The 26,076-nt window shown below is 61.1% G+C and carries 25 protein-coding genes; 8 read left to right on the top strand and 17 right to left on the bottom strand.

Annotated features, from left to right (window positions below; genetic code table 11):
- Window positions 1–123: 123 nt before the first annotated feature.
- The 7 genes from recJ to G7Y52_RS11375 all read right to left on the bottom strand — a co-directional run bounded on the left by recJ (window position 124) and on the right by G7Y52_RS11375 (window position 6,230).
- Window positions 124–1,848, bottom strand: a complete 1,725-nt coding sequence (gene recJ, locus G7Y52_RS11345) for a single-stranded-DNA-specific exonuclease RecJ (RefSeq protein ID WP_165069436.1) — start codon at window positions 1,846–1,848, stop codon at window positions 124–126.
- Window positions 1,849–1,856: 8 nt separating this feature from the next.
- Entirely contained in the window at window positions 1,857–2,837 is a 981-nt protein-coding gene (locus tag G7Y52_RS11350; RefSeq protein ID WP_165069439.1) for a tetratricopeptide repeat protein, read from the bottom strand.
- A gap of 356 nt (window positions 2,838–3,193) precedes the next feature.
- Complete coding sequence (gene pyrF, locus G7Y52_RS11355) at window positions 3,194–3,889, bottom strand: orotidine-5'-phosphate decarboxylase (RefSeq protein ID WP_165071998.1); 696 nt, start codon at window positions 3,887–3,889, stop codon at window positions 3,194–3,196.
- Entirely contained in the window at window positions 3,877–4,533 is a 657-nt protein-coding gene (gene gmk / locus G7Y52_RS11360; RefSeq protein WP_165072000.1) for a guanylate kinase, read from the bottom strand. Before gmk ends, pyrF begins: the two co-directional genes overlap by 13 nt.
- Window positions 4,533–4,787: a DUF370 domain-containing protein gene (locus tag G7Y52_RS11365; RefSeq protein ID WP_165072002.1), complete on the bottom strand. Its 255-nt coding sequence runs from the start codon at window positions 4,785–4,787 to the stop codon at window positions 4,533–4,535. The genes gmk and G7Y52_RS11365 overlap by 1 nt, the downstream gene beginning before the upstream one ends.
- Before the next feature lie 6 nt (window positions 4,788–4,793).
- Complete coding sequence (locus G7Y52_RS11370) at window positions 4,794–5,675, bottom strand: YicC/YloC family endoribonuclease (RefSeq protein WP_165072004.1); 882 nt, start codon at window positions 5,673–5,675, stop codon at window positions 4,794–4,796.
- Between the two features lie 303 nt (window positions 5,676–5,978).
- Entirely contained in the window at window positions 5,979–6,230 is a 252-nt protein-coding gene (locus tag G7Y52_RS11375) for a zinc ribbon domain-containing protein (RefSeq protein WP_165072006.1), read from the bottom strand.
- A 194-nt stretch (window positions 6,231–6,424) separates the two neighbouring features.
- Between G7Y52_RS11375 and G7Y52_RS11380 the strand changes: the two genes are divergently transcribed.
- Both G7Y52_RS11380 and G7Y52_RS11385 read left to right on the top strand, forming a co-directional pair.
- Window positions 6,425–7,006: a DJ-1/PfpI family protein gene (locus G7Y52_RS11380; RefSeq protein WP_165072041.1), complete on the top strand. Its 582-nt coding sequence runs from the start codon at window positions 6,425–6,427 to the stop codon at window positions 7,004–7,006.
- Between the two features lie 573 nt (window positions 7,007–7,579).
- Entirely contained in the window at window positions 7,580–9,367 is a 1,788-nt protein-coding gene (locus G7Y52_RS11385; RefSeq protein WP_277424310.1) for a diguanylate cyclase, read from the top strand.
- 66 nt (window positions 9,368–9,433) lie between these two features.
- Here G7Y52_RS11385 and dnaE read toward each other — a convergent pair whose 3' ends face one another.
- On the bottom strand, window positions 9,434–12,910 hold the full coding sequence (gene dnaE / locus G7Y52_RS11390; RefSeq protein ID WP_165072010.1) for a DNA polymerase III subunit alpha: 3,477 nt from the start codon (window positions 12,908–12,910) through the stop codon (window positions 9,434–9,436).
- Between the two features lie 347 nt (window positions 12,911–13,257).
- On the opposite strand from dnaE, the gene G7Y52_RS11395 reads away from it, so the two are divergent.
- Both G7Y52_RS11395 and G7Y52_RS11400 read left to right on the top strand, forming a co-directional pair.
- Window positions 13,258–14,064, top strand: coding sequence for an HD domain-containing protein (locus G7Y52_RS11395; protein ID WP_165072012.1), 807 nt, complete (start codon window positions 13,258–13,260; stop codon window positions 14,062–14,064).
- A 2-nt stretch (window positions 14,065–14,066) separates the two neighbouring features.
- Window positions 14,067–14,564, top strand: coding sequence for a hypothetical protein (locus G7Y52_RS11400; RefSeq protein ID WP_165072014.1), 498 nt, complete (start codon window positions 14,067–14,069; stop codon window positions 14,562–14,564).
- On the opposite strand, the gene G7Y52_RS11405 is transcribed toward G7Y52_RS11400, so the two are convergent.
- The 9 genes from G7Y52_RS11405 to rfbD form a co-directional block, all read right to left on the bottom strand.
- On the bottom strand, window positions 14,556–15,719 hold the full coding sequence (locus G7Y52_RS11405; RefSeq protein WP_165072016.1) for a hypothetical protein: 1,164 nt from the start codon (window positions 15,717–15,719) through the stop codon (window positions 14,556–14,558). The two genes, G7Y52_RS11400 and G7Y52_RS11405, sit on opposite strands and share 9 nt — an antisense overlap.
- Window positions 15,720–16,244 carry an adenylyl-sulfate kinase gene (locus G7Y52_RS11410; protein WP_165072018.1) on the bottom strand — a complete coding sequence of 175 codons (525 nt, stop codon included), beginning with the start codon at window positions 16,242–16,244 and terminating at the stop codon, window positions 15,720–15,722.
- A 2-nt stretch (window positions 16,245–16,246) separates the two neighbouring features.
- Window positions 16,247–16,999 (bottom strand): class I SAM-dependent methyltransferase, encoded by a 753-nt coding sequence (locus tag G7Y52_RS11415; protein WP_165072020.1) that lies wholly within the window; start codon window positions 16,997–16,999, stop codon window positions 16,247–16,249.
- Between the two features lie 22 nt (window positions 17,000–17,021).
- Window positions 17,022–17,168: a hypothetical protein gene (locus tag G7Y52_RS11420; protein ID WP_165072022.1), complete on the bottom strand. Its 147-nt coding sequence runs from the start codon at window positions 17,166–17,168 to the stop codon at window positions 17,022–17,024.
- Between the two features lie 46 nt (window positions 17,169–17,214).
- Window positions 17,215–18,015 carry a phosphocholine cytidylyltransferase family protein gene (locus tag G7Y52_RS11425; RefSeq protein WP_165072024.1) on the bottom strand — a complete coding sequence of 267 codons (801 nt, stop codon included), beginning with the start codon at window positions 18,013–18,015 and terminating at the stop codon, window positions 17,215–17,217.
- Window position 18,016: 1 nt separating this feature from the next.
- Window positions 18,017–20,389, bottom strand: a complete 2,373-nt coding sequence (locus tag G7Y52_RS11430; RefSeq protein ID WP_165072026.1) for a PEP-utilizing enzyme — start codon at window positions 20,387–20,389, stop codon at window positions 18,017–18,019.
- Between the two features lie 169 nt (window positions 20,390–20,558).
- Window positions 20,559–21,203, bottom strand: a complete 645-nt coding sequence (locus G7Y52_RS11435) for a gamma-glutamyl-gamma-aminobutyrate hydrolase family protein (protein ID WP_165072028.1) — start codon at window positions 21,201–21,203, stop codon at window positions 20,559–20,561.
- Entirely contained in the window at window positions 21,200–22,480 is a 1,281-nt protein-coding gene (locus G7Y52_RS11440) for a DUF3179 domain-containing (seleno)protein (RefSeq protein ID WP_241159720.1), read from the bottom strand. Before G7Y52_RS11440 ends, G7Y52_RS11435 begins: the two co-directional genes overlap by 4 nt.
- A 17-nt stretch (window positions 22,481–22,497) precedes the next feature.
- Window positions 22,498–23,388, bottom strand: coding sequence for a dTDP-4-dehydrorhamnose reductase (gene rfbD, locus G7Y52_RS11445; protein ID WP_165072033.1), 891 nt, complete (start codon window positions 23,386–23,388; stop codon window positions 22,498–22,500).
- Between the two features lie 322 nt (window positions 23,389–23,710).
- Here rfbD and G7Y52_RS11450 point away from each other — a divergent pair, with 322 nt between their 5' ends.
- The 4 genes from G7Y52_RS11450 to G7Y52_RS11465 all read left to right on the top strand — a co-directional run.
- Window positions 23,711–24,487: a sirohydrochlorin cobaltochelatase gene (locus G7Y52_RS11450; protein WP_165072035.1), complete on the top strand. Its 777-nt coding sequence runs from the start codon at window positions 23,711–23,713 to the stop codon at window positions 24,485–24,487.
- A gap of 168 nt (window positions 24,488–24,655) precedes the next feature.
- The gene (locus G7Y52_RS11455) at window positions 24,656–24,844 is read left to right on the top strand and encodes a hypothetical protein (protein ID WP_165072037.1); all 189 of its coding nucleotides are present in this window, start codon (window positions 24,656–24,658) and stop codon (window positions 24,842–24,844) included.
- Between the two features lie 91 nt (window positions 24,845–24,935).
- Entirely contained in the window at window positions 24,936–25,787 is an 852-nt protein-coding gene (locus tag G7Y52_RS11460) for a hypothetical protein (protein WP_165072039.1), read from the top strand.
- A gap of 59 nt (window positions 25,788–25,846) precedes the next feature.
- The coding region (locus G7Y52_RS11465; protein WP_165065509.1) for a helix-turn-helix domain-containing protein at window positions 25,847–26,076 on the top strand (230 nt) is incomplete at its 3' end.

The raw sequence follows: 26,076 nt of genomic DNA on the forward strand, positions 1-26,076 counted from the left end.
TTGACTTTTTATGAAAGTCAAAGGTGGCATTCAGGCGAAAAACGCGGTTTTCGCCTGAATGTACGCCGCGTTGCGGCGGCTGCCGCTTTCGCGTCAGCAGAGCATTTTCAAAGAGAAAATGCTCTAGGCGGGGCGCCAGTCCTTGATGCCCAGATCCACCGACGCTATGCCGTTGTACATGTCCAGGCGGAGCGTGTAGGCCAGAAGAATGGTCTGACCCACCAGCGAGGGCGGCAGAGCCTCGGCCATGCGCCAGGCCTTTGCGGGAAGGGTGATGCCGCTTTTTTGATCCTGCACTTTGAGCAGGACGTGTTCCCGGCTGTGGCCCAGAAAAGTGCGCTCCTTGACCAGCAGCGGCGGCGAGGCGAAAACGGGTTCGGCATTGCCCGGACCAAAGGGCTGCAAGAGCTCCAGTTCCTTTAAAAAACGGTGCTCGGACGCTTTGGCGAAATCCAGCTCGCATTCCAGGGTCAGGCTGGGGCTGAGCGGCTCCGGCCCCAATGCCTCGGCCGCCGCGGCCTCGAATTGCGCGCGAAATTCATTGAGGCAGCGAGGCTCAAGGCGCACTCCGGCTGCCAGCCGGTGCCCGCCGAAGCCCAGCAGGCAGTGCGCTGTGCGGGTCAGGCCGGCGTGCAAATCAAACTCCCGCACGGAACGGCCCGAGCCCTTGAGGCAGCCCTGATCATCGCAAAGAATAATGGTGGGCCGGTAAAATTCGTCCACAATGCGGGAAGCGACAATCCCCACAATGCCGGGATGCCAGTCCGGGCCGTAGAGCACAAGACCCGCCCGTGGCCCTTGCGCCAGAAGTTCCTGGGCCTGCTCGCGCGCCGCGGCCAGGATGCGCTCTTCCTCCAGGCGGCGCTCCGTGTTCAGCGCGTCCAGTTGAGCGGCCAGGGCGGCGGCGACCGCATGATCCTTTTCCCGCAGCAGTTGCAGGGCCAGATCCGCCTTGCCCATGCGCCCGGCGGCATTGATCCGCGGAGCCAGTCGAAAGACCGTCTGCCCGGAGCTCAGGGCCGCGGCCGCGTCAAAGCCGCTGACCACTTTCAGAGCCGCCATGCCGGGGCGAGCCGCGGCGGCCAGTCTGGCCAGACCGCCGCGCACCAGAATGCGGTTTTCGCCGGTCAGGCGCATGACGTCGGCCAGGGTGCCCAGAGCCACGAGATCCAGAACCTCGTCCATCTTGCAGCGTTTGCCGGTCCGGGCAGAGAGCAGCGCGTTGAGCCCGGCCATGAGGTAAAAGGCCACGCCCACGCCGGCCAGATGCGGGCAGGGCGAGTCCTCCTGCGGGCCCAGCCTGGGATTGCACAGCGCGTGGGCCAGGGGCAGTTGGGCCGGGGGAAGGTGGTGATCGGTGATGATCACGGTCATGCCCAGATCGCGCGCGCGGCGCACGGCGTCCACATCGGCAATGCCGCAGTCCACGCTGAGCAGAATGCCGCAGCCCTGCGCGGCAAGAGCTTCAACACCCTGGATATTGAGGCCGTAGCCCTCGGCGCGGCGATCCGGAATATGCCAGACGGCCGTAAGGCCGTGAGCCTCCAGAACATCCAGCACCAGACAGGTGGCGGTAATCCCGTCCACATCGTAATCGCCCCAGACCGCGAGCTTTTTTCCGGCGGCCAATTCCTGCGCAAGGAGTTCCGCGGCCTGGGGAATCTGGGGCCAGCAAGCCGGCGCGGTCAGAGCATTCAGCCGCGCGGAAAGAAAATCATCCATGCAACGGGCTTCGGTAAGGCCCCGTCGCCAAAGGATTTCCAACAGGAGCGGCGAGATGGAAAGTTTTTCGGCCCAAGCCCTGGGCGGCGCGCCGGGCGGACCTTGCCGGAACTGCCAGCTTTTCACGGCGGGCGTCAGGCCTTGGCCGGAGCTTGTTGGGAGCCCTGGGCAGGGGCTTGCTGGGCGGCCTTGGCAGGAGCTTGCTGGGCGGCTTGGGCCGGGGCTTGCTGGGAGCCCTGGGCAGGAGTTTGCTGGGCGGTCTGGGTCAGAGCGCGCAGGGCTTCGCGCACGGTTTCCAGGCGATCTTCGGGCACCAGGTTCTTTTGGATCAGCCAGGCCAGAAACTTGATGGAGGGCTCGTGGCTGGGCGCTATTTCCAGGGCCTTGAGCAGATGATCAATGCAGCCGTTGATGTCTTTTGTTTCCAGCAGCACGCGGGCCATGTTCATATATAAATTTTCGTCGCTTTGCGAGAGTTGCAGAGCGCGCTGGTAATATTCAAGGGATTGCTGCAGCATCTTGTTCTTGCGCAGATTGATTCCGAATTCATTGAACAAATGCTTGTGCTCGGGCTCAAAGGCGCCATCCAGCTTGACCAGCCGCGCGAAAATGTCCTGGGCTTTTTCCGCGTCGCCCCGTTCCAGATAGGTGAGGCCGATGCCGAAGTTGGCCCGCACGTTTTCCTCGTCTATCTTGAGCGCGCGGGAATATTCATATTCGGCGGCAAAGGTTTCGCCTTTCTCCCTGTGACTGTCGCCGTTGTCGACGGAGCGTTGCATTTCCTGCATCTTGGGATAGACGGAGTTCATGTAAAACTCCGGCTCGGGCGCGAACTTGCCGATCAGTTCGTCCATGGTGATTTTACGCTTCGGACCGCTGGGCACATAATTGGGGTTCAAGGGCTGACATTCGATGACATCGCCGTGCTGTTCAATAAACCAGAAGGTTTTCTGCACGGTTTTGCGCGTGGTGGTGCCGGTGCCTACCTTGCGGATTTCCTGAGTGGAAAAGACGCCGCGCACTTCAGTCTTGCTCGCCTCGGCACTGGAGGTCGGGGCCGCGGCGGCCTGCGGGGCGTTTGCCGCCGGGGCCGCGGGGATTTGTTCTTTGGGCATGATCTTCCTCAACAAGGCATGTTACGCCTGAAATTGCCGTTAAGGCATCATAGCTGTGCAATGCCGTAACGCCGCACAGGTGCGGGCTGCCTTCAGTCGCTGCGGTTTGCCCGCGCCGGCGGTAGCCGTTAGCAAGCTTTGCTTGCTTACGGATAGCGACAGCGGTTGCGTTGGCTGGCTGTCGCAGTAACCAGTTGCTGTCTTCATCCGTAGCTTCCTTCGTCGCAACGGCTGAAGCAATGAGCCTGAAAACCACGCTTTTCAGGCGCTTGCCCCGCTTGCGGGGCTTGTCCCGCTTGCGGGGAAATGATGGCAGCGCCGCTTTTGAAATTGGACAATTTCAAAAGCAAAATTTTCTAGAGGGCGCAGCCGGCAGCCATTTCCGCCAGAATGCGCCGTGCGGCTTCCACTGGGGAGGGCGCTTCCAGAATGGGTCTGCCCACGACCAGAAAGTCCGCGCCCTGGGCCACGGCCTTGGCCGGAGTCATAATCCGGCGCTGATCTCCGGCCGCGCTTCCAGCCGGGCGGATGCCCGGGCAAAGACATTGCAGACCCGGCAAAGCCGTCTTGATGTGTCCGGCTTCATGCCCGGAGCAGACCACGCCGTCCAGCCCCCAGGTCTGCGCGCCGTGTGCCAGAGTCAGGGCATGCTCGGCGGGCGCGGCGCTGATGCCGGGCATTTCGCCGGGCATAAAGCTGGTCAATACCGTGACCCCGAAAAGCAAAGGCTTGCCGCTGGCCATGCCGGACGCCGCCTCCGCGGCTTCCCGGCACATCCGCTCTCCACCCTGGCAGTGCAGGGTCAGCATATCAATGCCCAACGAGGCGGCCGCCTTGACTGCCTGCCCTACGGTGTGCGGAATATCGTAAAATTTCAAATCCAGAAAAACATTATAGTGCAAATGCTTGAGCGACTCAATCAGCGCAGGGCCGCCCACGGTGAAAAGCTCCATGCCCACTTTGCACCAGGGCACGAAACCCCGCAGCTCCCGGGCCAGGGAAAGCGCGGCCTCCTGGCGGGGAAAATCCAGGGCGACGATCAGTTGCGCCATGCGTTTTCCGCCTCTTGTGCAGGTTCCGGATCGCGGCCAGGGCCGAGCAGACTTTCCAGCAGGCGCGGGTTGCGCTTCGGCGACAGCGTGGCAGCCAGATATACGGCGCGCAGAGCGTCGTAGGCCGCATCAAGCTCGTCATTGACCAGCAGCGCGTCATACCAGCGGGCCTGGCGCATTTCCCGGCGCGCGTTGGCCAGCCGGCGCTCAATGGTGGCTTCGTCGTCCAGATCGCGCGCGCGCAGGCGGCGTTCCAGCTCTTCCATGCTCGGCGGCAGGATGAAGGCAAAGGTGGCCTCCTCCAGCGTCAGCTTGAGCTGGGCCGCGCCCTGGACGTCGATGTCGAAGAGCATGTCGCGGCCTTCGCGCAGCAGGGTCTTTACCGGTTGCAACGGCGTGCCGTAAAAATTGCCGTGCACCTCGGCCCACTCTGCGAAATAGTTTTCCGCGCGGCGGCGTTGGAAGTCCTCATGGCTCAAGAAAATGTAATCCTTGCCGTTGATCTCGCCCGCGCGCGGCTTGCGCGTCGTGCAGGAAACAGAATAGCCGAAATGCGGAAATTCCGCCAGAAGCCGCTTGATCAGCGTGGTCTTGCCCGCGCCGGACGGCGCGCTCACAACCAGCGCTATGCCTTCGCGCCGCATCAGCTCCCTTCCTCCTGCGCAAAGCGCTGGCTGATGGTTTCAGGCTGGATGGAGGAAAGGAGCACATGGTTGGAATCCGTCACCAGGATGGAGCGCGTCTTGCGCCCCTGGGTGGCGTCAATCAGCCGCCCCTCGGCCCGCGCGTCTTCGCGCAGGCGCTTCATGGGCGAGGAGGAAGGGCTGACAATGCTTACCACCCTGCCGGCCAGCACATAATTGCCGAAGCCTATGTTGATCAGACGATCGCCGCGCATGGGAGCCTATTCCAGATTCTGAACTTGCTCGCGGCATTTTTCGAGCTCGTTTTTAAAGTCCACGACCAGCCGCGAAAGCTGCACGTCCGGCAGCTTGTTGCCGCAGGTATTGATCTCGCGGAAGCACTCCTGAAGCGTGAAATCCAGGCGGCGTCCGGCATCCTTGCCGCTTTGCAGAAGATTGCGCAGGCGCTCCAGATGGGTGCCCAGACGGGTCAGCTCCTCGCTCACATCCAGGCGGTCGGCCAGAATGACGATTTCCTGCAGGAAGCGGCTTTCTTCCAGCTCCTGACCGTTTTGCGCAAGAGCATCGCCCAGGCGCTCCCGCAGCATATTGGCGCGCTCTTCCCTGATGGCCGGGGCGCGCTCGGCAATCAGCCCCGTCCATTCTTCCATGCGCAGGATGCGCGAGTGAATGTCCGTGGCGAGCGCGCGACCTTCGTCGGCGCGGGCTTCGTCCCAGTCTTCCAGAGCGAGTGCCAGGCCTGCCTCCAGATTTGCGCTCATGGCGTCGTCGAGCTCGTCGCCGGTGTCGCCCCACAGAAAAGACAGTTGCAGCAAGGCGTTGTAATCCGGGGTAAAGCTGTCGCCGCGCGCTGTGGCCAGTTCGCGCAGGCTTTGGAGCATGGCCGCGGCCTGCATGCTGTCAAAACGCGGCGTCGGCGCGGCCCCGGCCGCATAGTGCAATTGAAGGCTGATGTCCACCCGGCCTCTGGAGGCGAAGCGCCGCACCACTTTTTCCAGGCGCGGCTCAAGGCTGCGCACCGCTATGGGCAGCCGCCACTTGAGATCCAGATGACGGCCGTTGACGCTTTTGATTTCCCACTGCTGGGTAATATCGGCATTTTCCACCAGACAGCGGCCAAAGCCGGTCATGCTGTGGAGCATAGCTTCCTTCCTGCTGCAAAGTATAATGAAAAATTGTATCTCAGGGCGGGGGAGAAAGCAAGAAAAGCCCTTGCCGGAGACACTCACGCTTTCAATGGAAATGATATTGCAACCATCTGAAATTCAAAACGAATTTTTTTATGAAATCATCTCAAAGGTGAATCCCCCCCTTGCCAAAGGCCAGGGCTTTTCTTGCGCGCGTGCCCTTTCAGCCCGGCGGCGCAAAGGCCGCCCCGCGGCCTTTGGCCTGAGCCCAAAACCGCACAGTGTATCGTGCAATCCAACGGATTGCGGTTATTTTGCTCAGGAAAAGCCCCCTCTGGCGCCTGCCGGGCTGCCGCAGCCCCCGCTGCCGCAAGAAGGCATGCCTCTGCCCAGGGGCCGCACCGGCCCGGGCTTGTAAGGGAAAGCCCCGGTTTTCAGAGGGCTCGGGGCGCTCATTTGGCGTTGCGTAGCTGTGGAGCCGCATTGCGGGCAGGTCGGAGCCGCGTCGCCGTGGATCAGTTCTTCAAATTTTGTTCCGCAGGCTGTGCAGAGAAAATCGTACATGGGCATGGAGCACCTCGGCAGTCTGGATTTCAGCCCGGCCTGGTTGCCCGCCGGGCTTGCGGATGAGCTTTGCTTGCATATATAAGAGGCTGCATTGATAATGGCAAGGGCGGCTTACGCCCCCCTGCCGCGAATTCGTCAACCGGGCCCCCGACGGGGCCATGAAGGCGGCCTGAGCGGGCCGCCCGAGGAGTGAAATGATGAAAAAGATTCTCTTGCTTGCCGGTGATTATGTGGAAGATTATGAAGTGATGGTGCCGTTTCAGATGTTGCAGATGCTGGGCTATGAGGTGCATGCCGTCTGCCCCGGCAAAAAGCCAGGCGATGTGGTGCGCACCGCCATCCATGACTTTGAGGGCGATCAGACCTACTCTGAAAAGCGCGGCCACAATTTCGCGATCAACTATGATTTCGACAAGGTCGATACCGGGGAGTATGCCGGTCTGGTGGTCCCCGGCGGACGCGCCCCCGAGTACCTGCGCCTGAACCAGCGCATTCTGGAAATCGTGCGCGAATTCCACGCGGCCCAAAAGCCCATTGCCGCTGTGTGCCACGGCCCGCAGATCCTGGTTTCCGCGGGGATTCTCAAAGGTTGCGCCTGCACTGCCTATCCGGCGGTGAAGCCTGACGTGGTGGATGCCGGGGCTCAGTGGAGCGAGGCCAATGAATCCTTTACCAACGCCGTCGTCGATGGCAATCTGGTCACGGCTCCGGCCTGGCCCGCGCACCCGGCCTGGATTGCCGCTTTTGCCAGGCTGCTGGGAGCCAGGATCACCATCTGACCTTGATACGATCATCCGTGCGGGCCAGGGAGCTGCCTTTCAAGCGGTTCTTGCTCTGCAGCCCAAAGAAATCGCTGCCGTTCTCCGTATGCCGCTGGAGCGGCGACGGCTGACGCTGGCCTGTTGGCTTTGTCAAGCTGCGCTTTTTGCGTAAGGAGCGTACCGTCAGAGTACGCTCCTTTCGCGAGGGGTTCGCCTTTGAGATGATTTTCGTAAAAAATCCATTGTAATTTTACATGGTTGAGAAAGAAATTTTACGCTGAAAGTGAATCCTTCCAGGGCGGGTGAACATTGACAAAGAACATTTGAACAGCTATCCTAGCGAGAAAAGCTTATATACAGTATATCGTCTCTTGAAAGCGCGGAAGAGGAAGGGAAGGAGGCCTTTGGGCGCGTAAAAAGGCTCTTCTTTTCCTGCGGCAGCGCGCAAGGGCGTGCGAGGGGAAGAAGGCAAGGATGAAAAGACATGTGCTGCTGAGAACGAATCTTCTCATTTTCGCCATAATTATTTTGGGATTTATGTGCATTTTTATTCATAATTATCATTATAACAGGGAAATTTTTAAAAAAGATATGGAGCAGGTGGCTCTGCTGACGGAAAAATGTATTTATAATGATATTGATTCAATCTTTACAAAGCCTATCCATATCGCGATGACAATTGCAAATGACAATTTTCTTAAAGATTTCCTTGAAACAGAAGACCTGATACCTGGTAATGAAGCATTTTTAAACACAATAAAGAATTATATTTCAACGTATAAAGAAAAATACAACTATGATGCCGTATTTCTGGTATCCACGAAAACGAATCGCTATTACCATTTTGAAGGCATCGACCGCGTTCTGACGCCGGATAACGCTGAAAATACATGGTATTATTCCTTTCTTGCATCTCCTGACGAGTATGCGCTGAATATTGATAACGACGAAGCGGCGCATAATGAAATTGTCGTTTTTATCAACTGTAAAATAAAAAACAAGGCGGGCTCCGTGATCGGCGTGGTGGGGGTTGGCTTTCGCGTCGATTATTTACAGAAGATATTCAAAGAGTACGAAACGCAATTCGATGTGAAGGTCTACCTGATTGACAATCAGGGCATGATTGAACTTTCCATGGATAAGACCGGATTCAGGAAGACGGATCTTTTTGCATTGCCTGAATTCAGGGATCTCAAGGAACGGATTCTTTCTGAAAAAGAAAAATGCCAATATTTCTGGTATGCCGCAAAAGGGCGTAAGGGCTATCTTGTGGCGAAATATGTGCCAAATCTGGAGTGGCATCTGATTATCGACAATGACGCTGACGTGCTGGCGGAGCAGACCAAACGGCAGTTTCTTACCGGCATTATGGTCCTTCTGATGATAGTCGCTCCCGTCCTGATCGTCACCACCTGCATTCTTCGCGGGCATAATATGCGGCTTGTCAAATTGGCCGTGGCGGAAGAAAAAAAGCGCAGTTCGGTTTTTCAGGTGGAAACCGGAAAGCTGTACGAAAACATTTATGAAGTCGACATTACGCATAACCGCGCAGCCAGCGAGGCGACCGAAAGCTATTTTGAAAGTCTGGGCGTGCCGAGGAACACGCCCTATGACGAAGCCTTGCGGATTATCGCCAAAAAACAGATCAAAACCGAATATCGCCAGGGCTATCTGGCCACATTCAGCCGCAAGAATGCCTTGCGCGTCTATAAGGAGGGCGGCGACTGCCTGCGCTATGACTTTATGATTTCCAATGACGCCAGGCCCGACTATCACTGGCTGCGCCTTACGGCCCGCATTTTTCATTGGGATGAGGACGGCTCGGTGCGGATGTTGATGTATCGCCAGAATGTGGACAGGGAAAAAGAACACGAGCAGCATCTGCTGGAAAAAATGCAGCGCGATTCCCTGACCGGCCTTTACAATAAAGCGGCCACCCAGGAGTATATCCAGCAGCGCCTGTTGCGTCACCCGGGAGAAGCCTTTGCCTTTTTCATCCTGGATATTGATAATTTCAAGAATGTGAATGACAGCTGCGGCCATGCCGTGGGCGATACGGTCATTGCGGATTTCGCGGAATTGCTGAAAAAAGAGTTTCAGGAGAACGACATCATCGGGCGCATCGGCGGGGATGAGTTCGTGGCGCTCGTCCGCGCGCCGTCACGGGAGTGGGCGGAGAAAAAGGCTCTGAGCGTGGTGACGGCCATGCGCCATGATGTTACGGACGGCGTGAAGACCTGCCCCGTTTCCGTCAGCATCGGCGTGGCCCTGGCGCCGGAGGCCGGCGCGGAGTTTGAAACGCTGTACAAGAATGCGGACAGAGCCCTGTACCATACCAAACAGCACGGCAAAAACGGCTTTACCCTGTACGATTCCTGATCGCTCTGGCGACAGCGTTAGAGCATTTTTTGATTGAAAATGAATAGAGTTCAATCAAAAAATGCTCTAGGAAGCCCAGGCGGCCAATGCCTTGTCCAGTTCCGGCCCTGGCTGCACCTTCAGGGCGTCGTCCAGGCGCAGGTGACATTGGCAACCGTCCAGGAGAATCAGGGCGTGCGCTTCCACCGGGCCGGGATGGGTTTCAAGAATATTTTTCAGCGCCTGCATGTCTTCCCGGCTGAGACGGTGCGCCGGGATCTGCACGCAGACCGGCGTGTCACTCTGGCCGCAGGCTTCAGCCAGGGGGCGCACGCTCTGGCCCAGCAGCTTGAGCTCGCGCGGAGCGTCTTCATTTTCCTCGTCCGTTTCCGGGGCAGTGTCGCCCTGGCTGTCCAGGCGGGCCGTGAGGCACAGGGGCTGCTCGGCCCGGATCAACTCGCGCGCTTCGGCATAGGCCCGCGGGAAAAAGGTCACTTCCGCGTGGCCGGTCAGATCCTCCACGCCCACAAAGGCCATGCGCTCGCCCTTGGATTTGGTGAGCACTTCCTTGACGCTGGTCACCAGCACCGCGCTGGTGATTTCCGCGCCGGCAAACATTTCCCGCGCGTCTTCCAGGGTGGTCAGGCGCAGGCGGCGGATCTCGCGGCTGTAGGGCTGGAGCGGGTGGCTGGTGAGAAAAAAGCCCAGAGCTTCCTTCTCGCCCCGTAATTTCAGGTCGTCCGCCATTTCGGGCAGCCCGGCTTCAGGGCAGTCAAAGCCGATGCCGGGCAGGGGCGCGGCTTCAGCCGCAGGCGTCATGGCCAGCAGGGAAACCTGGTTGGAATTTTTCTCCCTGGCCTTTTTCTGGGCGCGGGCCACCGCGGCTTCCACCGCGGCCAGCAGGCCCGCCCTGCTGACGCCGAAGCAGTCGCAGGCCCCGCCCTTGATCAAAGATTCCAGCACCCGCTTGGTGACCTTGCGCAGATTGACCCGGCAGCAGAGATCCAGAAAGGAGAGATATTCGCCGCCTCCCCTGCGCGCCTCCACAATTTCGCGGATGGCCTCGTCGCCCACGTTCTTGATGCCGCCCAGGCCGAAGATCACCTTGCCCGCATGCGCGGTGAATTCGCGCTGGCTCCGGTTCACCGAGGGCTGGACCACGTCGATGCCCATGTCTTTGCAGCAGGAGACGTATTTCAGCAATTTGTCCTGGTTGCCCATTTCCGAGGTGAGCAGGGCGGCCATGAACTCCACCTTGTAATGCACCTTGAGATAGGCCGTATAATAGGAGATCAGGGCGTAGGCCGCCGAATGGGACTTGTTGAAGCCGTATTCGGCGAATTTTTCCATCAGGTCGAAAATCTCGTTGGCCTTTTCCTCGGCAATGCCGTTTTTTTCCGCGCCGGCCACAAAGGTCACGCGCTCCCTGGCCATGGCCTCGGCCTTTTTCTTGCCCATGGCCCGGCGCAACAGATCCGCCCCGCCCAGCGTATAGCTGGCGATGATCTGGGCGATCTGCATGACCTGTTCCTGATAGACAATGACGCCGTAGGTGTCGCGCAGACATTCGGTAAGCGACTTATGCGGGTAGACCACCGGCACCTGGCCGTGCTTGCGCTTGATGAACTCTTCCACCATGCCCGACCCCAGAGGCCCGGGCCGGTAGAGCGCCAGCATGGCGATGACGTCCTCAAAGCAGGTGGGCCGCAGCATGCGCAGATACTGGCGCATGCCCGAGCTTTCCACCTGAAACACGCCGTCCGTGTCGCCGCGGGCATAGAGATCATAGGTTGCGGCATCGGTGAGCGGCAGATTGTCCAGATCCGGCGGGGTCTGGCCCTGCAGGCTGATGTTGTCCAGGGTGTCCTGGATCAGGGTCATGGTCTTCAGGCCCAGAAAGTCGAATTTGACCAGCCCGACCTTTTCGGTCATGGGGCCGTCGAACTGGGTCACAAGTTCGCCGCGCTTGCCCAGGTACAGGGGCAGGTATTCCTCCATGGGCTTGTCCGAGACAACCAGCCCGGCGGCGTGGGTGGACGCATGCCGGGCCAGCCCTTCCAGGCGCAGGGCCGTATCCAGCAAATGCCTGACCGTCTGGTCCTCCTCATAGAGTTTTTTCAGGTCCGGCTCCATGTCCAGAGCCTTTTTGATGGTCATTTTGAGGTCGCCGGGCACCAGTTTGGCAATGCGATCCGTCTCCGCAAAGGTCATGCCCAGGGCCCGGCCCACGTCGCGCACCACGCCCTTGGCCTTCATGGTGCCGAATGTGGTGATTTGCGCCACCGAGCCCTCGCCGTAGGTCTCCACCATATGGCGGATCACGTCGCCCCGGCGGCGCTCGCAGAAGTCCACGTCAATATCCGGCAGGGAGACGCGCTCATTGTTCAAAAAACGCTCAAAAAGCAGATTATAGGGCAAAGGGTCCAGGTTGGTGATGCGCAGAGCCCAGGCCACCAGGGAGCCCGCCGCGGAGCCGCGCCCCGGCCCTACCGGGATATGATTGTTTTTGGCCCAGTTGATGAATTCCTGCACGATTAAAAAATAGCCGGGAAAGCCCATCTCCAGAATGACGTTGATTTCGTATTGCAGGCGTTGGCGATAGCGCGCCGGGTCGATGTTCTCGCGATCCGGATGCTTTTCCAGGCGCTTTTCCAGACCTGCCTCGGCCAGACGGCGGAACTCCGACTCCATGCTGGCCCCTTCGGGCAGTTGGTAGACCGGGAAATAATGGTGGCCGAAATCCAGCTCCACATTGCAGGATTCCGCAATGCGCATGGTATTGGCCAGGGCCTCGGGCACATGGGCGAAGGGCTTTTCCATCTCCTCCACGGACTTGTAGTAGAGCTCGCGCGTCTCAAAGCGCATGCGTTTGGGGTCGTCCATGGTGGTCTGGGTCTGGATGCAGAGCAGAACCTCGTGCGCGTCGGCGTCGTCGGCGTTGAGATAGTGGCAGTCGTTGGTGGCCACCAGGGGCAGGTTGGCGGTTTCCGCCAGTTCCAGCAGGGCAGTGTTCACGGTTTCCTGCTGGGCCAGGCCGTTGGATTGCAATTCCAGATAAAAGCGGCCGGGATAAATATCCGCGTATTCTTTGGTCAGGTTCAGGGCCGCATCCATGTCCCCGGCCAGAATGGCGCGGGGAATCTCGCCCGCGAGGCAGGCCGAAAGGCAGATCAGACCCTCGGCGTAACGGCGCAGCAGGGTCTTGTCCACGCGCGGCTTGTAGTAAAAGCCGTCCAGAAAACCGTGGCTGACCAGCTTGACCAGATTGTGATAGCCCAGCTCGTTCTGGGCCAGGAGGATCAGATGATGGCGTCGTTTGCCCGTTTCCGGGCTTTTGTCCGTATGATCGCGGCAGACGTAGACCTCGCAGCCGAAAATGGGCTTGATGCCGAAATCCTTGCAGGCCGTGTAAAAGTAGGCCGCGCCGAACATGTTGCCGTGATCCGTGACGGCGCAGGCGGGCATGCCGTAATCCTTGGCGCGGGCGCAGAGATCCTTGATGCGGATGGCGCCGTCCAGAAGACTGTATTCGGTATGGCAATGCAGATGCACGAAATCGGACATGAGAGCTCCTCAGGCGAAACACGCTGCCCACGCGAGCGGCCGCGGACAAAAAAAGTTTTGCCGGGCGCGGCGGTCGACCGCAGAAAACGTAGTGTAGCAAATTGCCGGCCACCCCTCAAGATAACGGCTGCTGCATCGGGGGCACGGCCCTGAGGCGGACTCCTGAAAGGCCTCGGATTCGCAGGCTTTGGAGGCCGCAGGGCCTCTTTGCCGCCCAGGCAGCGACAGAAATATTTATACAGATAATTTACCAGGTTATATGGATATGCCAAGAAAAGAAATGCGCTTGTGCTGCCGGCGCGCCCCGCGGCTTGCCTTGCGCCAAGGCCCGGCGTACACCAAAAAGCATGAATTCGGACATCAGCCTGCACGAGCAATGGTTTGCGGGATATGCCGCGCGCAAGCGCGCCAGGGAGCTCCATGATGCGGCTCCGCTGGATTTGAAGGCAGCGCACACGCGCGCTGTCCTGGAAAATGCCCGCCGCATGGCGCTGCACGAAAAATTCGAGCCGCCTCTGGCCAGAGCCTGCCTGCTGGCCGCGCTCTATCATGATCTGGGCCGCTTTGAGCAGTATCTGCGCTTTCATACTTTCCGGGATCGCGAGTCATGCAATCACGGCCTGCTGGGCGTGAAAATTCTCAAGCGCGAGGCGCGGCTGGCCGGCGAAGACGCCCGGACGCGCAAAACCGTGCTGGCAGCAGTGGGCCTGCATAACCGCTTCGCCCTGCCCGCGCATCTGCCGCGCACTGTGGAACTGGCCGCGCATGTGGTGCGCGACGCCGACAAGCTGGATATTTTACGGATCATAGACGAGCACTTGAGCGGGCCCGGACCCTGCAGCCCTACCGTGGTGCTGAATTTGCCGGATGATCCCGCCCTGTCGGGCGAAGCCGTGCTGCGCGCGGCCGCGGAAGGCCGTGTGGCCGCATATGCCGATTTGCGCAGCGTCAATGATTTTCGCGTGCTGCTCGGCACCTGGTTTTTTGACATGCATTTTGCGACCAGCCGCCGTCAATTCGTGGAGGACGGTCATGCCCGCCGTCTTCTGGAGGCGCTGCCCCCGGTTCCGCCCTACGGCCCGGCGCGCGCGGCTTTGTTGGAGCGGCTGAGCGGGGCTGAGCGCGGCGCGCCGGGCAGCCGCGCACGAGCGTAAGCATGTCGTGCGGCAGCGGCGCGGAACCACGTTTTTTCCCTTTGGCAGTCTTGCGCTCGCGCGTCCCCTGGCCGGCGCAAGCCAGCGCGGCCCTGCTCAATCCCTCTTGGGCCGAACTGCGGCGGCTCGCTGTGGAAACACAAGGCATTGCCCCCCGCGGCGCGCTCCGCATCCGCCTGGCGTACAGGCTTTTTTATCTGTCGTTCGAGGAAGGCGCGACTTTTCTGGCCCTGGCGGCTCAGGCCGGCGGCGAATTGCTGGCCGCGGATTTCAAACCCGCGGAACGCAATCTGGAGCTGCCCGCCGCGCTCCTCGTGCGTTGTCTGCCGCAGCTCTGGCCCTGTTTCGCAACCGGTCCGGTTTTTGCGGACTTTCTGGCCCGGGGCGGCCTTGAAGGATTGGCTCAGGAAGCCGGGCTGCGGGTGCTGGCGCGTCGTCCTTTGCTGGCAGGCGCGGCTGTGCTGCTGCGCCTCAGCCCTGTTGCCCGGAATTTACGCTGAGCCTACGGGCCGGGGACGGCGCAGAAAGGTATCCGGGCCGAAGCTGCCGCGCAGCGCCACGCGCAGCAAAAGGCGGGCGGCATACCGGGCCGCGCCTTCCGTTGCATACCTGCCGAAGAATTTTCGCTGCACCAGGGGCAGGCATTGCGTATACTTGCGCCAGTATACGCCGTCTTCCATGCGTTTCTCCAGGGCGGGAAGCCGGTCGGTACTGAAGACGCCGCCCAGAAGCCCGGCCAGGCGCTGTTCTTCATTGTGCGCGGCAAGGACGTTTTGCCAGGGCACAAATGTTTCTCGCGCCTGCGGCAGCGCCTGATGTTCCGTGAGCAGCGGCAGCACCGCAAGGCCCAGCATCAGGCAGGTGGTGAAAACGCCCGAAAGCGGAGAGGCGAGAATAACATCGGCTGCAAAGCGCATGCAGCCCGGGGCAACGGTCAGGGTATCCTGAATCGTGGCTGTGGATGGGGCTCCCAGCAAAATCTGGTGCTCGGGAAGAAAATAATAAGGCTTGAAAATGACGAAATAATGCCGCGACAGGTGCAACACGGTTCGGATTTGCTCCTGCGGGCAGTCAAGCAGGCCGCCGCAGTAAAAGACAATCCTTTTGCCGCAAGGTATGGCGATATTCAGGCCTTGCGCCAATTCCCGGCGCAAGGCGTTTTTGTCTTCATGACGGCGTGTTTCCCACTCTCCCAACTGGTAAAGCCCGGCATGGGCGAACTCCTGGACGGCTTGCGCATTTTCCGCTTTGCCGGCCGGCGGCCGGGCGGCCGCGCCTGCCGCCTGACGGGCCTGGCGCTCATACATGCACAGAAAGTGGCTGTATTCGGCATGCGCAAGCCTAGGCAAAAAGGTTGTGGCATGCAGCATAAGCACGCGCCGTTCGGCCAAAAGGGAAAGATGGGGATGATTGAGCAGATCCGGCACGCCCGCCACGGCCAGCGCGCCATAGGGGCCGCGCGCCGCGTCGTCCGGCAAGACGGCGTAGCCTTGCCCTCGCAGGGCCGCGAGCGTGGGGTTTGGCGGATTTTGATCCGCGCACAAGGCGCGCGGCACAAGAATATCCACCTCATCAGCGGGCAGATGAGACAGGACATGCCGGAAATAGAGCAGGCTGCGGGCCGCGAGATAAACGGCAAGGTGCGGGCTGGGCATTTATTTTTCTCGCAGAAGCTTCAGAAGCGCTTCCAGGCATTGCGCCGGAGACAGCGCGGCCGTATCCAGAGTCAAATGCGGGGCAAGGGGCACATCCACCGGCGTGTCCTGCCCGGCCATCTGGCGCATTTCTCCCTGTGCTGCGGCGGCATACAGGCCTTTGGGGTCGCGGGCGCGCCGCACCTCTTCCGGGCTTTCCAGCCAGACTTCCAGGTAGCCCGGCACATGGGCGCGGTTCCAGGCATGCACCTCATGGAAGAGGGAAATGGTGGCAATGACCACCGTATGCCCCTGATCGGCCAGCAGCTTGCAGAAACGGGCATAGATCATGGCCAGTCGGAGGCGGCTTTGCCGGTCAAAGCCGGAAGTCTCCGCGCCGAGTACGGCGCGCAGATCGTCGCCGTCCAACAGCACGGCCCCGGGCAGATGCGGCATCAGGGCGCGGGCCAGAGTGCTTTTGCCCGCGCCCGAAAGACCGGTGAGCCAGATCACGCGCCCGCGGGATGAGATACCTGACACTGGCATGGTCACTCCTTTCGCCGTGCTATCCAGGCCCGCGTAGTGTAGGGGATTGTGATGCTCTCCCGACCCAGCGAGTTCAGATAGTCCGATATGTTCTCAATGATTGCGCCGAAATGGTCTCCCGCCTGCCGATGCAGGGTGGCGTGGGACCGCCAGGCTTGTACCGTATCCGCTATGTCCTGTTCCCAGAGGATGCGCCCCTCGACCTGCCGCGCCGCGTCAAACAGCCCCGACGCCGCGATGACCTCCGTCTGATCCTCCCTGCGGGTTCCATAGCTGTAGGAAGGAATGGACATTTTGATGATCTCCTCAATGCGTTTCTGGATGGGATCGTCCAGATCCCGATGATTCCAGAGGCAGGCGAAATATTTGCCGGGCTTGAGTAATCTGTGCGTTTCAGACAGGGCCTTGCTCCGGTCACAGGCGTTAAAGGAGGAGCCGAAAGTCACAAAGTCGTACAGACCTGAGGGGCGTCCCGTGGCCTCACCTGTCCCTTCGCTCCAGAACACGGCAGGCAGATGCGCGGTACGCCGCTGCCCGTTGGCGCGCATGGCGTCGTTGGGTTCCACTGCGTCAACCCTGCATCCGAAGGCGGCCAGAGGGAGAGTGAGATGGGCCACGCCCGCGCCGATGTCGCATACGTTATCGCCCGGCTGGAGTCCGGCAATCTGAAAAAGCTCCTGCAGTGCCGAAGGCGCGTAATCAGGACGTTTCAGATAGGCATCTGCAAGCTGCGTGTAATCCCATTCCGTTTTCATCTTCTCCCCCTGGGGTTGTGCGCTACGCCCGCAAAGGATGCGCGGTTTTGTTCCGCGCGATCCAGGCGCGCGTGAGATATGCGGCCTCAATGACCGGAATATCCCTGGTTACTTCTCGAATATGCTCAATAAAACGGGCAAAGCGTTCTTCACCGGCCTGCACGCGCATAGCCGCAGCCAGGGCAGCATGTGGCGCATCTGAGAGAGGAATAGTTTCAAGCGCACACCATGCAGCGCCGCCAGTCATGCGGCCAGCTTTCGCTGCGCAGAGCCTGCTCATAGCGCCGCAGGTCCTCCTGATTGTCCACTTCGCACCAGCGCCCCTGCACGGGCACGGCCCCCACGCGGATGCCCCTGCCGATCAAAAGGCGCAGAAAGCCGGTCATATCCATGCGCGCCACAGCCTCGCCCAGTTCGGCGCAGGTTTGGCGGATCAGCGCCCAACCGTGAGGCGTCACCCGAATCAGGCCCATATATTGCCCCTGAACTTCTGCAATATTTTGCGGCTTGCCGCCGATTTCACGCAACAGACCGTCCGTCTGGCGAAAGGTCTCCGCGTCAAGCAGGGGATCAGTGAAACGCAGCCGCCAGAGCTGCTCCCAGCACAGATCATACGCCACGGCAAGAGGCTCCGCGCAGGCTGACAGGGCGCGCACATGCTCCGGCGGATAGACAATATCGGAATAACTGATCGTGGCCGCGTTTTCCCCCTGCGTAAAGGCCCTTTCCAGCCACGGCCCGGCGCAGAGCAGGGAGGAGAGCATATTGCTCTGTTCCCAGCGCGGATTCTCCACGGTTTCAAACGATCCGGCCTCAAGCCCGGCGGCTTCGGGCGTGAGGCTGTGGGACAGATAGCCGCGGACCACCAGGATGCGCGCGGCTCCGGCTCCCCGCAGGGCCTCGCACTGCCAGCGCAGCAGCGGCTTGCCCGCGATCTCCACCAGGCACTTGGGTTTTCGGGCCGTGAGTTCGCGCAAACGCGATCCGCGCCCGGCTGCCAGAAGAACGGCAATCATCTCAGTTGCCCTCGTGCAGCGGCATGATCAGCTTGCCGGCGCAGTCCAGAAGGCCGGAGCGGGCCTTGCAGATGCGCTCAAACAAAATGCCCCCGCAGCCGATGGCCGCGGGCAGATTATATTCCGCGCAGCGGATGGCCATATGCGAGTTGGTTCCGCCGTAGCGGGTGACAAGCCCGGCAATGCCGCGCGTGAACAGCCAGTCATAGCCCGGGTCCGCGCTTTCAATGCAGACAATGGCCCCGTTCAGCCTGAGGCCCGCGCCGCTGCCCGTCAAGTGGATCACCGGCGCTTCCAGGCGCTTGGAGGTGATGAAATTGGGCACGCTGCGCTGCTGGGCCGCCACATAGACGTCGCGCGGCGAGCGGATCAAATGCGAGAGACGGAAAGAATGCGCCAGCTCGTATCCCTGACGCTGAGCCTCGATCAGCTTGAGATAGTATTTGCGGGCCTCGGCGGGCAGGGGCGCGTACAGGCCGTTGATCACCATATCCACATTGAGCATGGAGATCTGCTCGCGCGTCAGTTCCAGCGTCTCGCCCCAGGCGGCCAGGTTCTCGAGCACAGCGCAGATATGGCGGCTGAAGACGAATTTGATCCATTCCCGCCCGGCTATGGCCGTGCGCGCATAGTTGAGAAGATGTTCGGGCCCGCAGTCCAGGCCCGCCTCATCCAGCAGGGCGGCCATGGCTTTGCGCTCCGCGGCGCGGAGACGGAAACGGCAGGGCGCCTGGCGCGATTCGGGCAGATCGGCGATTTCAAAAAGATCTTCACGTTGCGCGTAGCAGGGGGTCATGATGTCATAGGTGCCGGGGCGCAGATGCCCGTATTGGCGCAGAAAGGCGCGCCGGGCCGCCCCGCTTTGGCAGGCTGCGCGGAAATCGCGCGACAGTTCGCCGGACACCGTGCGCACGCTGCATTTGAAGGCCTGGAGGCGCTCCGGACTCAACGCGCCGCGCCGAACCGCCGAGCGCAACAGGGATTCGGCCATGAACGCATGGCGCGCGGCAATGGAAAAGGGCAGGGTGCCGAGCTGGCGGCATTCTTCCAGCAAGGGCGAAAGCGTTGCGACCAGGGCAAAGCCCGAAGAAGCCGTGGGCCGGGGCGGCATAAGCGCCTTTTGTTTTTTCTCCAGAGCCTGCGCGTCGGCCAGCGCCGCGTCAAGGCTGCCGCCGGGCTTCAGCGCCCTGTTGGCCAGGCGCCGCAAACCTGCCTTGAAGGCCAGGCGCTGCGCCGGAGAGAGCAGACCCGGATAGCGCGCGTCGAAACTTTGGTCAAAATCGAAATCCAGCACAGTATGCGCGATTTCAAATTCCACTTTGTCATGCAGCGCCGGGTTGGCGTCCAGCCTGTCCAGCCAGGCGTTGATCAGCTTTTCGCAGGCGGCCGCGGGCAGACCCGCGGGCAAAAAGGAGTTGAAGCTCGCCCGCACGTCGATATATGGCCGCCCGGCCAGGGAGAGCATCAGCTCCGTGGGCGGCAGGCAACGGTAGCCCATGCGCTCCCGCGCCAGGCTCCAGATGCGGCTGGTGATCAGCTCCCGGTAGAGGCTCATGGCCAGGGGCCGCGGGGTGACGCCGATAATTTCCGCCGGGTTCCAGTCCGGCATGATCCCGAGCAGCGTGCGCTGCCCGAAAAGTTCCGGGCGTGGCCGCATGATTTCCTTGACATAGGCTTCCACATGCCGAATGCGGCGTGAAACGCCCAGACCCGCGTTGGCGCGCCAACGCTTGGCGGCGCAGATGCGCCGCACTTGCAGAAGATGCACGTTCCCGGCGCTGTCCACGGCAAATTCCACGTCCAGCGGCGTCTGGCCGTAATGACGCTCCAGCCCGCGCAGCATCTCAAGCACGCGCCGCAGGCGCGGCGAGTCGAAATATTCGGGCTTGACGCCCTTGTAAATGCAGACGGTCTTGCTGACGCCAATGCCGCCGGTGACAGTGTCGGTGCGGCCGGAAACATCGTCATAATTGATCACATAATACGGCGAGCCGTCTTCCAGGGCGCGGGTCATGGCCACCCCGCACATGGTCACTTCGCCGATCATGGGCTGCACCAGCACCTGATCACGCTCGTCGCGAAAAACGGAAATCACACTGTCGATGGCGCTGCCCAGTTCGGACGCATCCTGCGAAGGCACATGCAAAATGCTCTGGAAAGCGCCGGCCAGGGATTGCTCGTTGCCGTCTTCGCAACGGGCCGAGGAGCGCACGGCGAGGTCGCCGCGCGGAAAGCGGCTCTGGATGGCGCGCAGCACCTGATGCGGATCGCTGCGCCATTGGCGGGCTTCAAAAAAATAGCTCGGCGGCACGGGAAAGCCCTGATCCGCGAGACAGGTCAGGGTTTCTGCCTTGGTTCCAAAAGATTGACGCATACTCCTTCCCCTTGGCTGTGTGCAGGGTATAAGCAAGAGTTGTGCCATATCCAGGGGCAAAGAGTGTCACGCTGGGGAAGCGCGCAGGAGACGGAAAGGGCGGCGAGGAAAATACGTTCACGCGCCTTTTGCCGCAACGCGCCACAGCCATGGCGGCTGCCCGGCGGATTCAAGGGACAAGCCCCCAATGACGCCGGAAGAGTTCCAGATCCGCGGGATGCGCTTCAACCTCCCGCTCCGGATGCCACATGAGGCCGAGCCAGGGCAGGTTGCGGGCGCGCAGGGCCTCCACGCTGTTGTCCGCTGCGCAGAGCGCCAGACTTTCCAGTTGCGGCGGCAAATGCTCGGGGAACAGGCCCCACTGGTGGTAGGAGTTGACCTCTCGCGTTTCGGATGCCGCCTGCGGCCCCCGCCCGATGATGGGGTGCCTGGCGCGCACATGCCGCTCGACCGCAAGCCGGACCAGGCCCCCGCCGAAGAAATGCTGCAACATCTGCATGCCCCGGCAGATGCCGATCACCGGCAGATGCCGGGCCGCGGCCCAGGCCAGCAACGCTTGTTCCGTGCGGTCGCGCTCCGGCGTGACGCCGAGATCGTCGCCGCCGGAAAGCAGCAGGGCATTCACGCCAAGGCTTTGCGCCAGGGCCGGGCAGTCCTCCTCCACATTGGGCAGCATGACCCAGGGCAGGCCCCCGGGGCTGAAGGCGCTGAAAAAGCGGGCCCAATCCCGGGCCAGAGCGTCGCGCTGCTCGCCGCTTGCGGGATCGCGCATCACCCGCATGGTAATGCCCGGCAAGACGTGTTGCGCAGTCATGGCAACGGCGTTCCCGGCTGGCGTTGCCTCTGCGCGGGCGGAGACTGCACCGGAGCCTGGGGCGTGTCCGGGGCCGTGCTCGGGCCGGGCGCGGTCAGATCCTTGGGAGGATCATCCCGGCCGGGCGGGTTGAGGGAGAGCAGATTCGCCGGCACTTCGCCCGGGCCGGGTATCACAAAGGTTTCCGGGTTCAGGCTGTACCAGGCGAACCACATGGAGTAGCCGCCGAAATACTGCTTCATGGACGCGCCCTGCATATTTCCTTTCAGGGCCTTGCCCGTGGCCGGTTCCCAGACGCTGCGGGTGTTGAGATCCACAAGGCGGCCGTATTGGCTTACAAACAGAAAAGGTTCGGCCCAGATCTGGCGATTGAAGATCCGCACCACGTCCAGCCGCGGATCATGCACGGCCAGCAGGGCGGAGGGGCCAAGAAAGAAATTCACCGCGCCTTTCTTCTTGACATAGCTGATATCCACCGCCAGCAGCAGGCCCTCGTATTCCAGGCAGAGCATGGGCGTTTTGCGGGGAAAGCGCCGGTCAATGCGCTGCACAGGATAGACCAGAATGTCGTTGTCGTAATAGGTGCCCTTTTTCAGGTAGCTGCCGTAGGGGTCACGGCCGTAAGGGCGGTTGCCGCGCGGCTGGGCCAGGACCGGGGCGTCGGGGTATACGGCGCGCGCCGCGCCCCAGGTCGTCCAGTACACGGGGATGGTGGGCATGCCCCGGCCCAGCAGCGGGCCTTCAAAGGCCATGCCCGTTGCCTGAAGCCAGAGGCTGCCGGAATTGCGGTCAATAAGCACGCTGTTGCCGTCGTAAAGGCGGCCTTCAAGATCGAAAATCAGGTTCAGCCCGCCCATGGAGGCGTTGTAGGCCATCAGCGTTCCGGTGATGGGGCAGTAGGTGATGGCATAGGCCACGTCGTCGATAAGCTCGTTGACCACCTGATGCCAGACCATGAAGCGTTGGGGGAAAATGCGCGGGCCGTCCGGCAGCATAACCACAAAGACCACATCCTCCCGGCTCATGTTCAGGTCCGCGTCCTGCACGCGGTCATAGCGCGGCCGGTAGAGCGAAGGAATGGCCCCGTAGCTGACGCTGGTTTCCGTCAACTTGTTGCTGATTGCGGCCAGTTGCTGCAGATTTTGGGGGCGGGCCTGGGCGGGCGCAACTGCCGCTGCCCAGATCAGGCAGAAGAGCGCCATGCAGGCGACCAGCCCGGAAACAGAAACAGCCGCCTTGCGCGAAGCGGGGCTCTGAAGGCCGTGCAAGCGTGCCACGGCGGCATCTGCTTTGCTCAACGCGCTCCCTCATTGCCGGGCTGAGCGCCGGGCACATATTCGCTGAACAGAAAATCGCGCAGGGCCTGGGGCCAGGGCCGGGGCTTTTTGCCAAGAAATTCGCTCAGTTTGCCGGTATCCAGCACGGAATAGGCGGGGCGTTGGGCCTTTTGCGGCCATTGCGCCGAGGCCACGGGTTCCACCCGGCAGGGCGAGGCCGTGAGGGCAATGGCTTCGCAGGCCAGCTCGCACCAACTGGCCTGGCCGCCGTTGACCGCATGCCAGATCCCCGTGGCTTGCTTTTCCGCCAGATCCACGCTCCATTGGGCCAGATCCAGGCTGTACGTCGGGGAGCCGGTCTGATCATGAACCACACTGATCGCATCGCGGCGGCGGCAGACCTCAAGAATAGTTTGCACAAAATTTCTGCGCCCCGGGCCAAACAGCCAGGCTGTGCGCACCACGCAGGCCCGTTCGGGCAGGCCGCGCAGCACGGCTTCCTCGCCTGCAAGTTTGGTGCGGCCGTAGACTGAAGCGGGATGCGGCGCGTCTTCTTCGGTCCAGGGTTGCTGGCGCGGCCCGGAAAAGACGAAATCCGTGCTGAAGTGCACAAGGCGGCCCCGCCCGCGCGCCTTGAGAATCCGGGCCAGGGCGTCGGGCAATGTGCGGTTCACGAGCAAGGCTTCTTCGGGATGATCCTCGGCCTCGTCCACCTGGGTCCAGGCGACGGCGTTGAAGACCACATCCGCGTCCACGTCCGCCAGACGGGATTCGAGAAAAGCCATGTCCTGCAGATTGCCGTCTGCCCGGCCCAGCGTTTCGGCCTGCCAGCCGCGGGCCGTGAGCACGCGCCGCAACGCCTGCCCCAAAAGACCCGTAGCGCCGCCCAGAATCAGCGCCTTCGCCATCGGAACCTCCCCGGCGACCGCAGCCCGTCCATGCGCGGGACGGATTCCAGTAGCCATATTGGGCACTGTAGCCTTTCGGGGGGACAGGGGTCAATATCCGCCTTTTCGGTCGGCGCGGCCTTGTCCAGGCCGCAGGCCGCGCAGTGAAGCGCGCTTTTAACGCAATTTCATTTTGAAATCGCTGCGGCGTCTGCTCCCGCAGCCCAGGCTGCCGCTCTTGTGAAAGTATTTTTGAGATGCCGCCGCTCCGTTACGGTCAACCGGCTTTCGCGCGGGCTGCGGTCGTCTTGCCTCGCCTGAGCAAGTGTCGTACAAAAAAGGTATGAGACGCGCAATTCTTCTGACGGCCTTCGGGGCCAGCAGCGCACAGGGGCAAAAGGCCCTGAAAAGTTTTGACGCCCGGGTGCGCGAGCGTTTTCCGGGCGTGCCCGTGCGCTGGGCCTATACGTCGTTGCTGTTGCGCGAGCGCCTGGCCAGAGCCCGCCAGAAGAGTGATTCCGTGCGCAAGGCCCTGCGCAGGCTGAGCTTTGAAAAATTTACGGAAGTGGCGTTGCAGCCCTTGCAAACCATTCCGGGCAGGGAACATGCCGAGGTCTGCGCGGCTGTGGACGAAGCTGCCGCGGAGGACGGGCTGATCTGCGGGGTCGGCGCGCCCTTGCTGGCCACGGCGCAGGATGTGGAGCAGGCGGCTTTGGCCCTGATGCGCCATTTGCCGCCGGAGCGCGCCCCGGGCGAGGACGTGGTGCTCATGGGCCACGGAGCCCGCCATGCGGCCGTGGCCCGTTATGAGGATCTGGCGCGGGCCGTGCGCCAGCTCGACGCGCACGTGCATGTGGGAACAATGAACGGCGCGGTTGCGTTGGAAGATATTCTGCCCCGGCTTGTTTCCGCAAGGGTCTGGCTTATGCCCCTGCTCTCGGTGGTGGGGCGTCACGCCCTGCAGGACATGGCCGGGGAGGGCGGCCGGTCGTGGCGCTCGCGCATTGAGGCCCACGGCCGCCAATGCCTGCCCGTGCTCAAGGGCACCGCGGAATATGCGGCTTTTGCGGAGATCTGGCTACAGCATCTTGAGCATGCCGTCCGGGCGCTGGAAACCTGACGGCGCTGCGCAACGCTGTTTTGCCCGGCGTCGCGTTGAGAAAGCGCGCAAGCCCGGCGGCGCGGGCAGCTCAATGAAAAGGCTCTTTGTGTGATGAAATCGCCTTGTGAAAACCTCGCGACGTTACCATGCCTTCTCGCCAGGCCGCGCAGGCCGGAGCACTCCGCGTTGCAGCGCAAAGTTATTCCCGCTCGCCTGCCTTGCTTAGAGCATTTTCACTTTGAAAATGCTCTGCTGACGCGAAAGCGGCAGCCGCCGCAACGCGGCGTACATTCAGGCGAAAACCGCGTTTTTCGCCTGAATGCCACCTTTGACTTTCATAAAAAGTCAAAGGTAATCTGCTCTAATGAGGGCTGACCCTATGGAAGTATAACGGCTCTGCGGCTTTTGGCGATTCTGCCGGGGCCAGGAGTGTGAACTATAAATGCCAACGTTACTGAGGTGTACTATGCGCGGAGTAGTGGTGTGTACGGTGCTTCTGGGATTCTTGCTGACAGGCTGCGGCGCGGACGGCACAGGCCGGGCCGCGGCCACCAGGGCGGACGTGAAAACAACGCAGCCTGGAGAAAGCGCACCCGGCGGCGCTGCCAACATTTTCAACCCGTATATGCATGAGCGTCTGCCCAACACGCGCGAGCTTTCGGCCGAAGGCGCGCAAATGCTCAAAAAACTCGGCGGCCGGGAACAACGCATTGAGGGCGAGGCCGCCTTCAGAAAGCATTGGCGGCAGGAAATTTATCCCGTGGTCTTTGGCGACCCCAGGGCCCCGCATGAAATTCTGGCGCTTTTGGATTTTTCCGCGCCGCAAAGTGAAAAAGTCTGGCAGGCCGTCACGCAAGCCGCCAAATCGCTGTCCCCCCGACAGTGCAAAATCGCCGTCTTTGCCAACAGCAAGGAAAATTACGGCACTGACCTGATGGGCCTGGCCATCTGGATTTCTTACTCCCGACCGGGCCAGGCCATGCCTTACCTGGGCTACGCCCTCTCCCGCTGGAACGCCGTCAAGGCCGAGCAGAAGCGCGCCGGGGGCGTGAAACGCTTTACCAATGAGTATGACGCCACGGCCAATGCCTCGGATTTTCCCATCCACTATGCCTATCTTTCCAGACTGCGGCCGCCCGTGCCCGCCCGCGAGGAGTTGGCGGTGGCCAAATACTGTTACAATGCGGGCAATGTGAATTTGTACCAGACCGTGCAGATCTGTCGTTATTACGGCATCAACAGGCTGCCTGCCGTGGTGGTGGACGGCAAACCGCTGGGCACGGTTTCGGCGCAGTCCATTTTGAATGCCCTGAAGTAGAGCGTTTTGCTAGAGCAATTTGACTTTTATTTTATTTAAAAATCGTTTAGATTGCAGAGATGAAATTTGCATCTGAAGAAATCCGAACCAAGGCTGTTCATGCGTATCTTGATGGAAAAGCAACAGCCAGGCAATTGGCAGATATTTTAGGTTATACCCCGGCTAGCATCTGCAATTGGGTCAGAGCTTACCGTGAAAACCAACGATTATCAGCCAAACCCAATGGCCATCGCCCAAGTTGTTTCTCATGCGAGGAGATTCGGGAATTGCAAGCCCTTCTTGATAAAAA

The sequence above is a fragment of the Desulfovibrio sp. ZJ200 genome (assembly GCF_011039095.1).
Lineage (GTDB): Bacteria > Desulfobacterota > Desulfovibrionia > Desulfovibrionales > Desulfovibrionaceae > Desulfovibrio.

Bases quoted from the DNA above. Each gene is read 5' to 3' on its own strand.
- G7Y52_RS11350 (WP_165069439.1), bottom strand. From the start codon at position 2,837: ATGCCCAAAGAACAAATCCCCGCGGCCCCGGCGGCAAACGCCCCGCAG.
- pyrF (WP_165071998.1), bottom strand. From the start codon at position 3,889: ATGGCGCAACTGATCGTCGCCCTGGATTTTCCCCGCCAGGAGGCCGCG.
- gmk (WP_165072000.1), bottom strand. From the start codon at position 4,533: ATGCGGCGCGAAGGCATAGCGCTGGTTGTGAGCGCGCCGTCCGGCGCG.
- G7Y52_RS11365 (WP_165072002.1), bottom strand. From the start codon at position 4,787: ATGCGCGGCGATCGTCTGATCAACATAGGCTTCGGCAATTATGTGCTG.
- G7Y52_RS11370 (WP_165072004.1), bottom strand. From the start codon at position 5,675: ATGCTCCACAGCATGACCGGCTTTGGCCGCTGTCTGGTGGAAAATGCC.
- G7Y52_RS11375 (WP_165072006.1), bottom strand. From the start codon at position 6,230: ATGCCCATGTACGATTTTCTCTGCACAGCCTGCGGAACAAAATTTGAA.
- G7Y52_RS11380 (WP_165072041.1), top strand. From the start codon at position 6,425: ATGAAAAAGATTCTCTTGCTTGCCGGTGATTATGTGGAAGATTATGAA.
- G7Y52_RS11385 (WP_277424310.1), top strand. From the start codon at position 7,580: ATGGAGCAGGTGGCTCTGCTGACGGAAAAATGTATTTATAATGATATT.
- dnaE (WP_165072010.1), bottom strand. From the start codon at position 12,910: ATGTCCGATTTCGTGCATCTGCATTGCCATACCGAATACAGTCTTCTG.
- G7Y52_RS11395 (WP_165072012.1), top strand. From the start codon at position 13,258: ATGAATTCGGACATCAGCCTGCACGAGCAATGGTTTGCGGGATATGCC.
- G7Y52_RS11400 (WP_165072014.1), top strand. From the start codon at position 14,067: ATGTCGTGCGGCAGCGGCGCGGAACCACGTTTTTTCCCTTTGGCAGTC.
- G7Y52_RS11405 (WP_165072016.1), bottom strand. From the start codon at position 15,719: ATGCCCAGCCCGCACCTTGCCGTTTATCTCGCGGCCCGCAGCCTGCTC.
- G7Y52_RS11410 (WP_165072018.1), bottom strand. From the start codon at position 16,244: ATGCCAGTGTCAGGTATCTCATCCCGCGGGCGCGTGATCTGGCTCACC.
- G7Y52_RS11415 (WP_165072020.1), bottom strand. From the start codon at position 16,999: ATGAAAACGGAATGGGATTACACGCAGCTTGCAGATGCCTATCTGAAA.
- G7Y52_RS11420 (WP_165072022.1), bottom strand. From the start codon at position 17,168: ATGCGCGTGCAGGCCGGTGAAGAACGCTTTGCCCGTTTTATTGAGCAT.
- G7Y52_RS11425 (WP_165072024.1), bottom strand. From the start codon at position 18,015: ATGATTGCCGTTCTTCTGGCAGCCGGGCGCGGATCGCGTTTGCGCGAA.
- G7Y52_RS11430 (WP_165072026.1), bottom strand. From the start codon at position 20,389: ATGCGTCAATCTTTTGGAACCAAGGCAGAAACCCTGACCTGTCTCGCG.
- G7Y52_RS11435 (WP_165072028.1), bottom strand. From the start codon at position 21,203: ATGACTGCGCAACACGTCTTGCCGGGCATTACCATGCGGGTGATGCGC.
- rfbD (WP_165072033.1), bottom strand. From the start codon at position 23,388: ATGGCGAAGGCGCTGATTCTGGGCGGCGCTACGGGTCTTTTGGGGCAG.
- G7Y52_RS11450 (WP_165072035.1), top strand. From the start codon at position 23,711: ATGAGACGCGCAATTCTTCTGACGGCCTTCGGGGCCAGCAGCGCACAG.
- G7Y52_RS11460 (WP_165072039.1), top strand. From the start codon at position 24,936: ATGCGCGGAGTAGTGGTGTGTACGGTGCTTCTGGGATTCTTGCTGACA.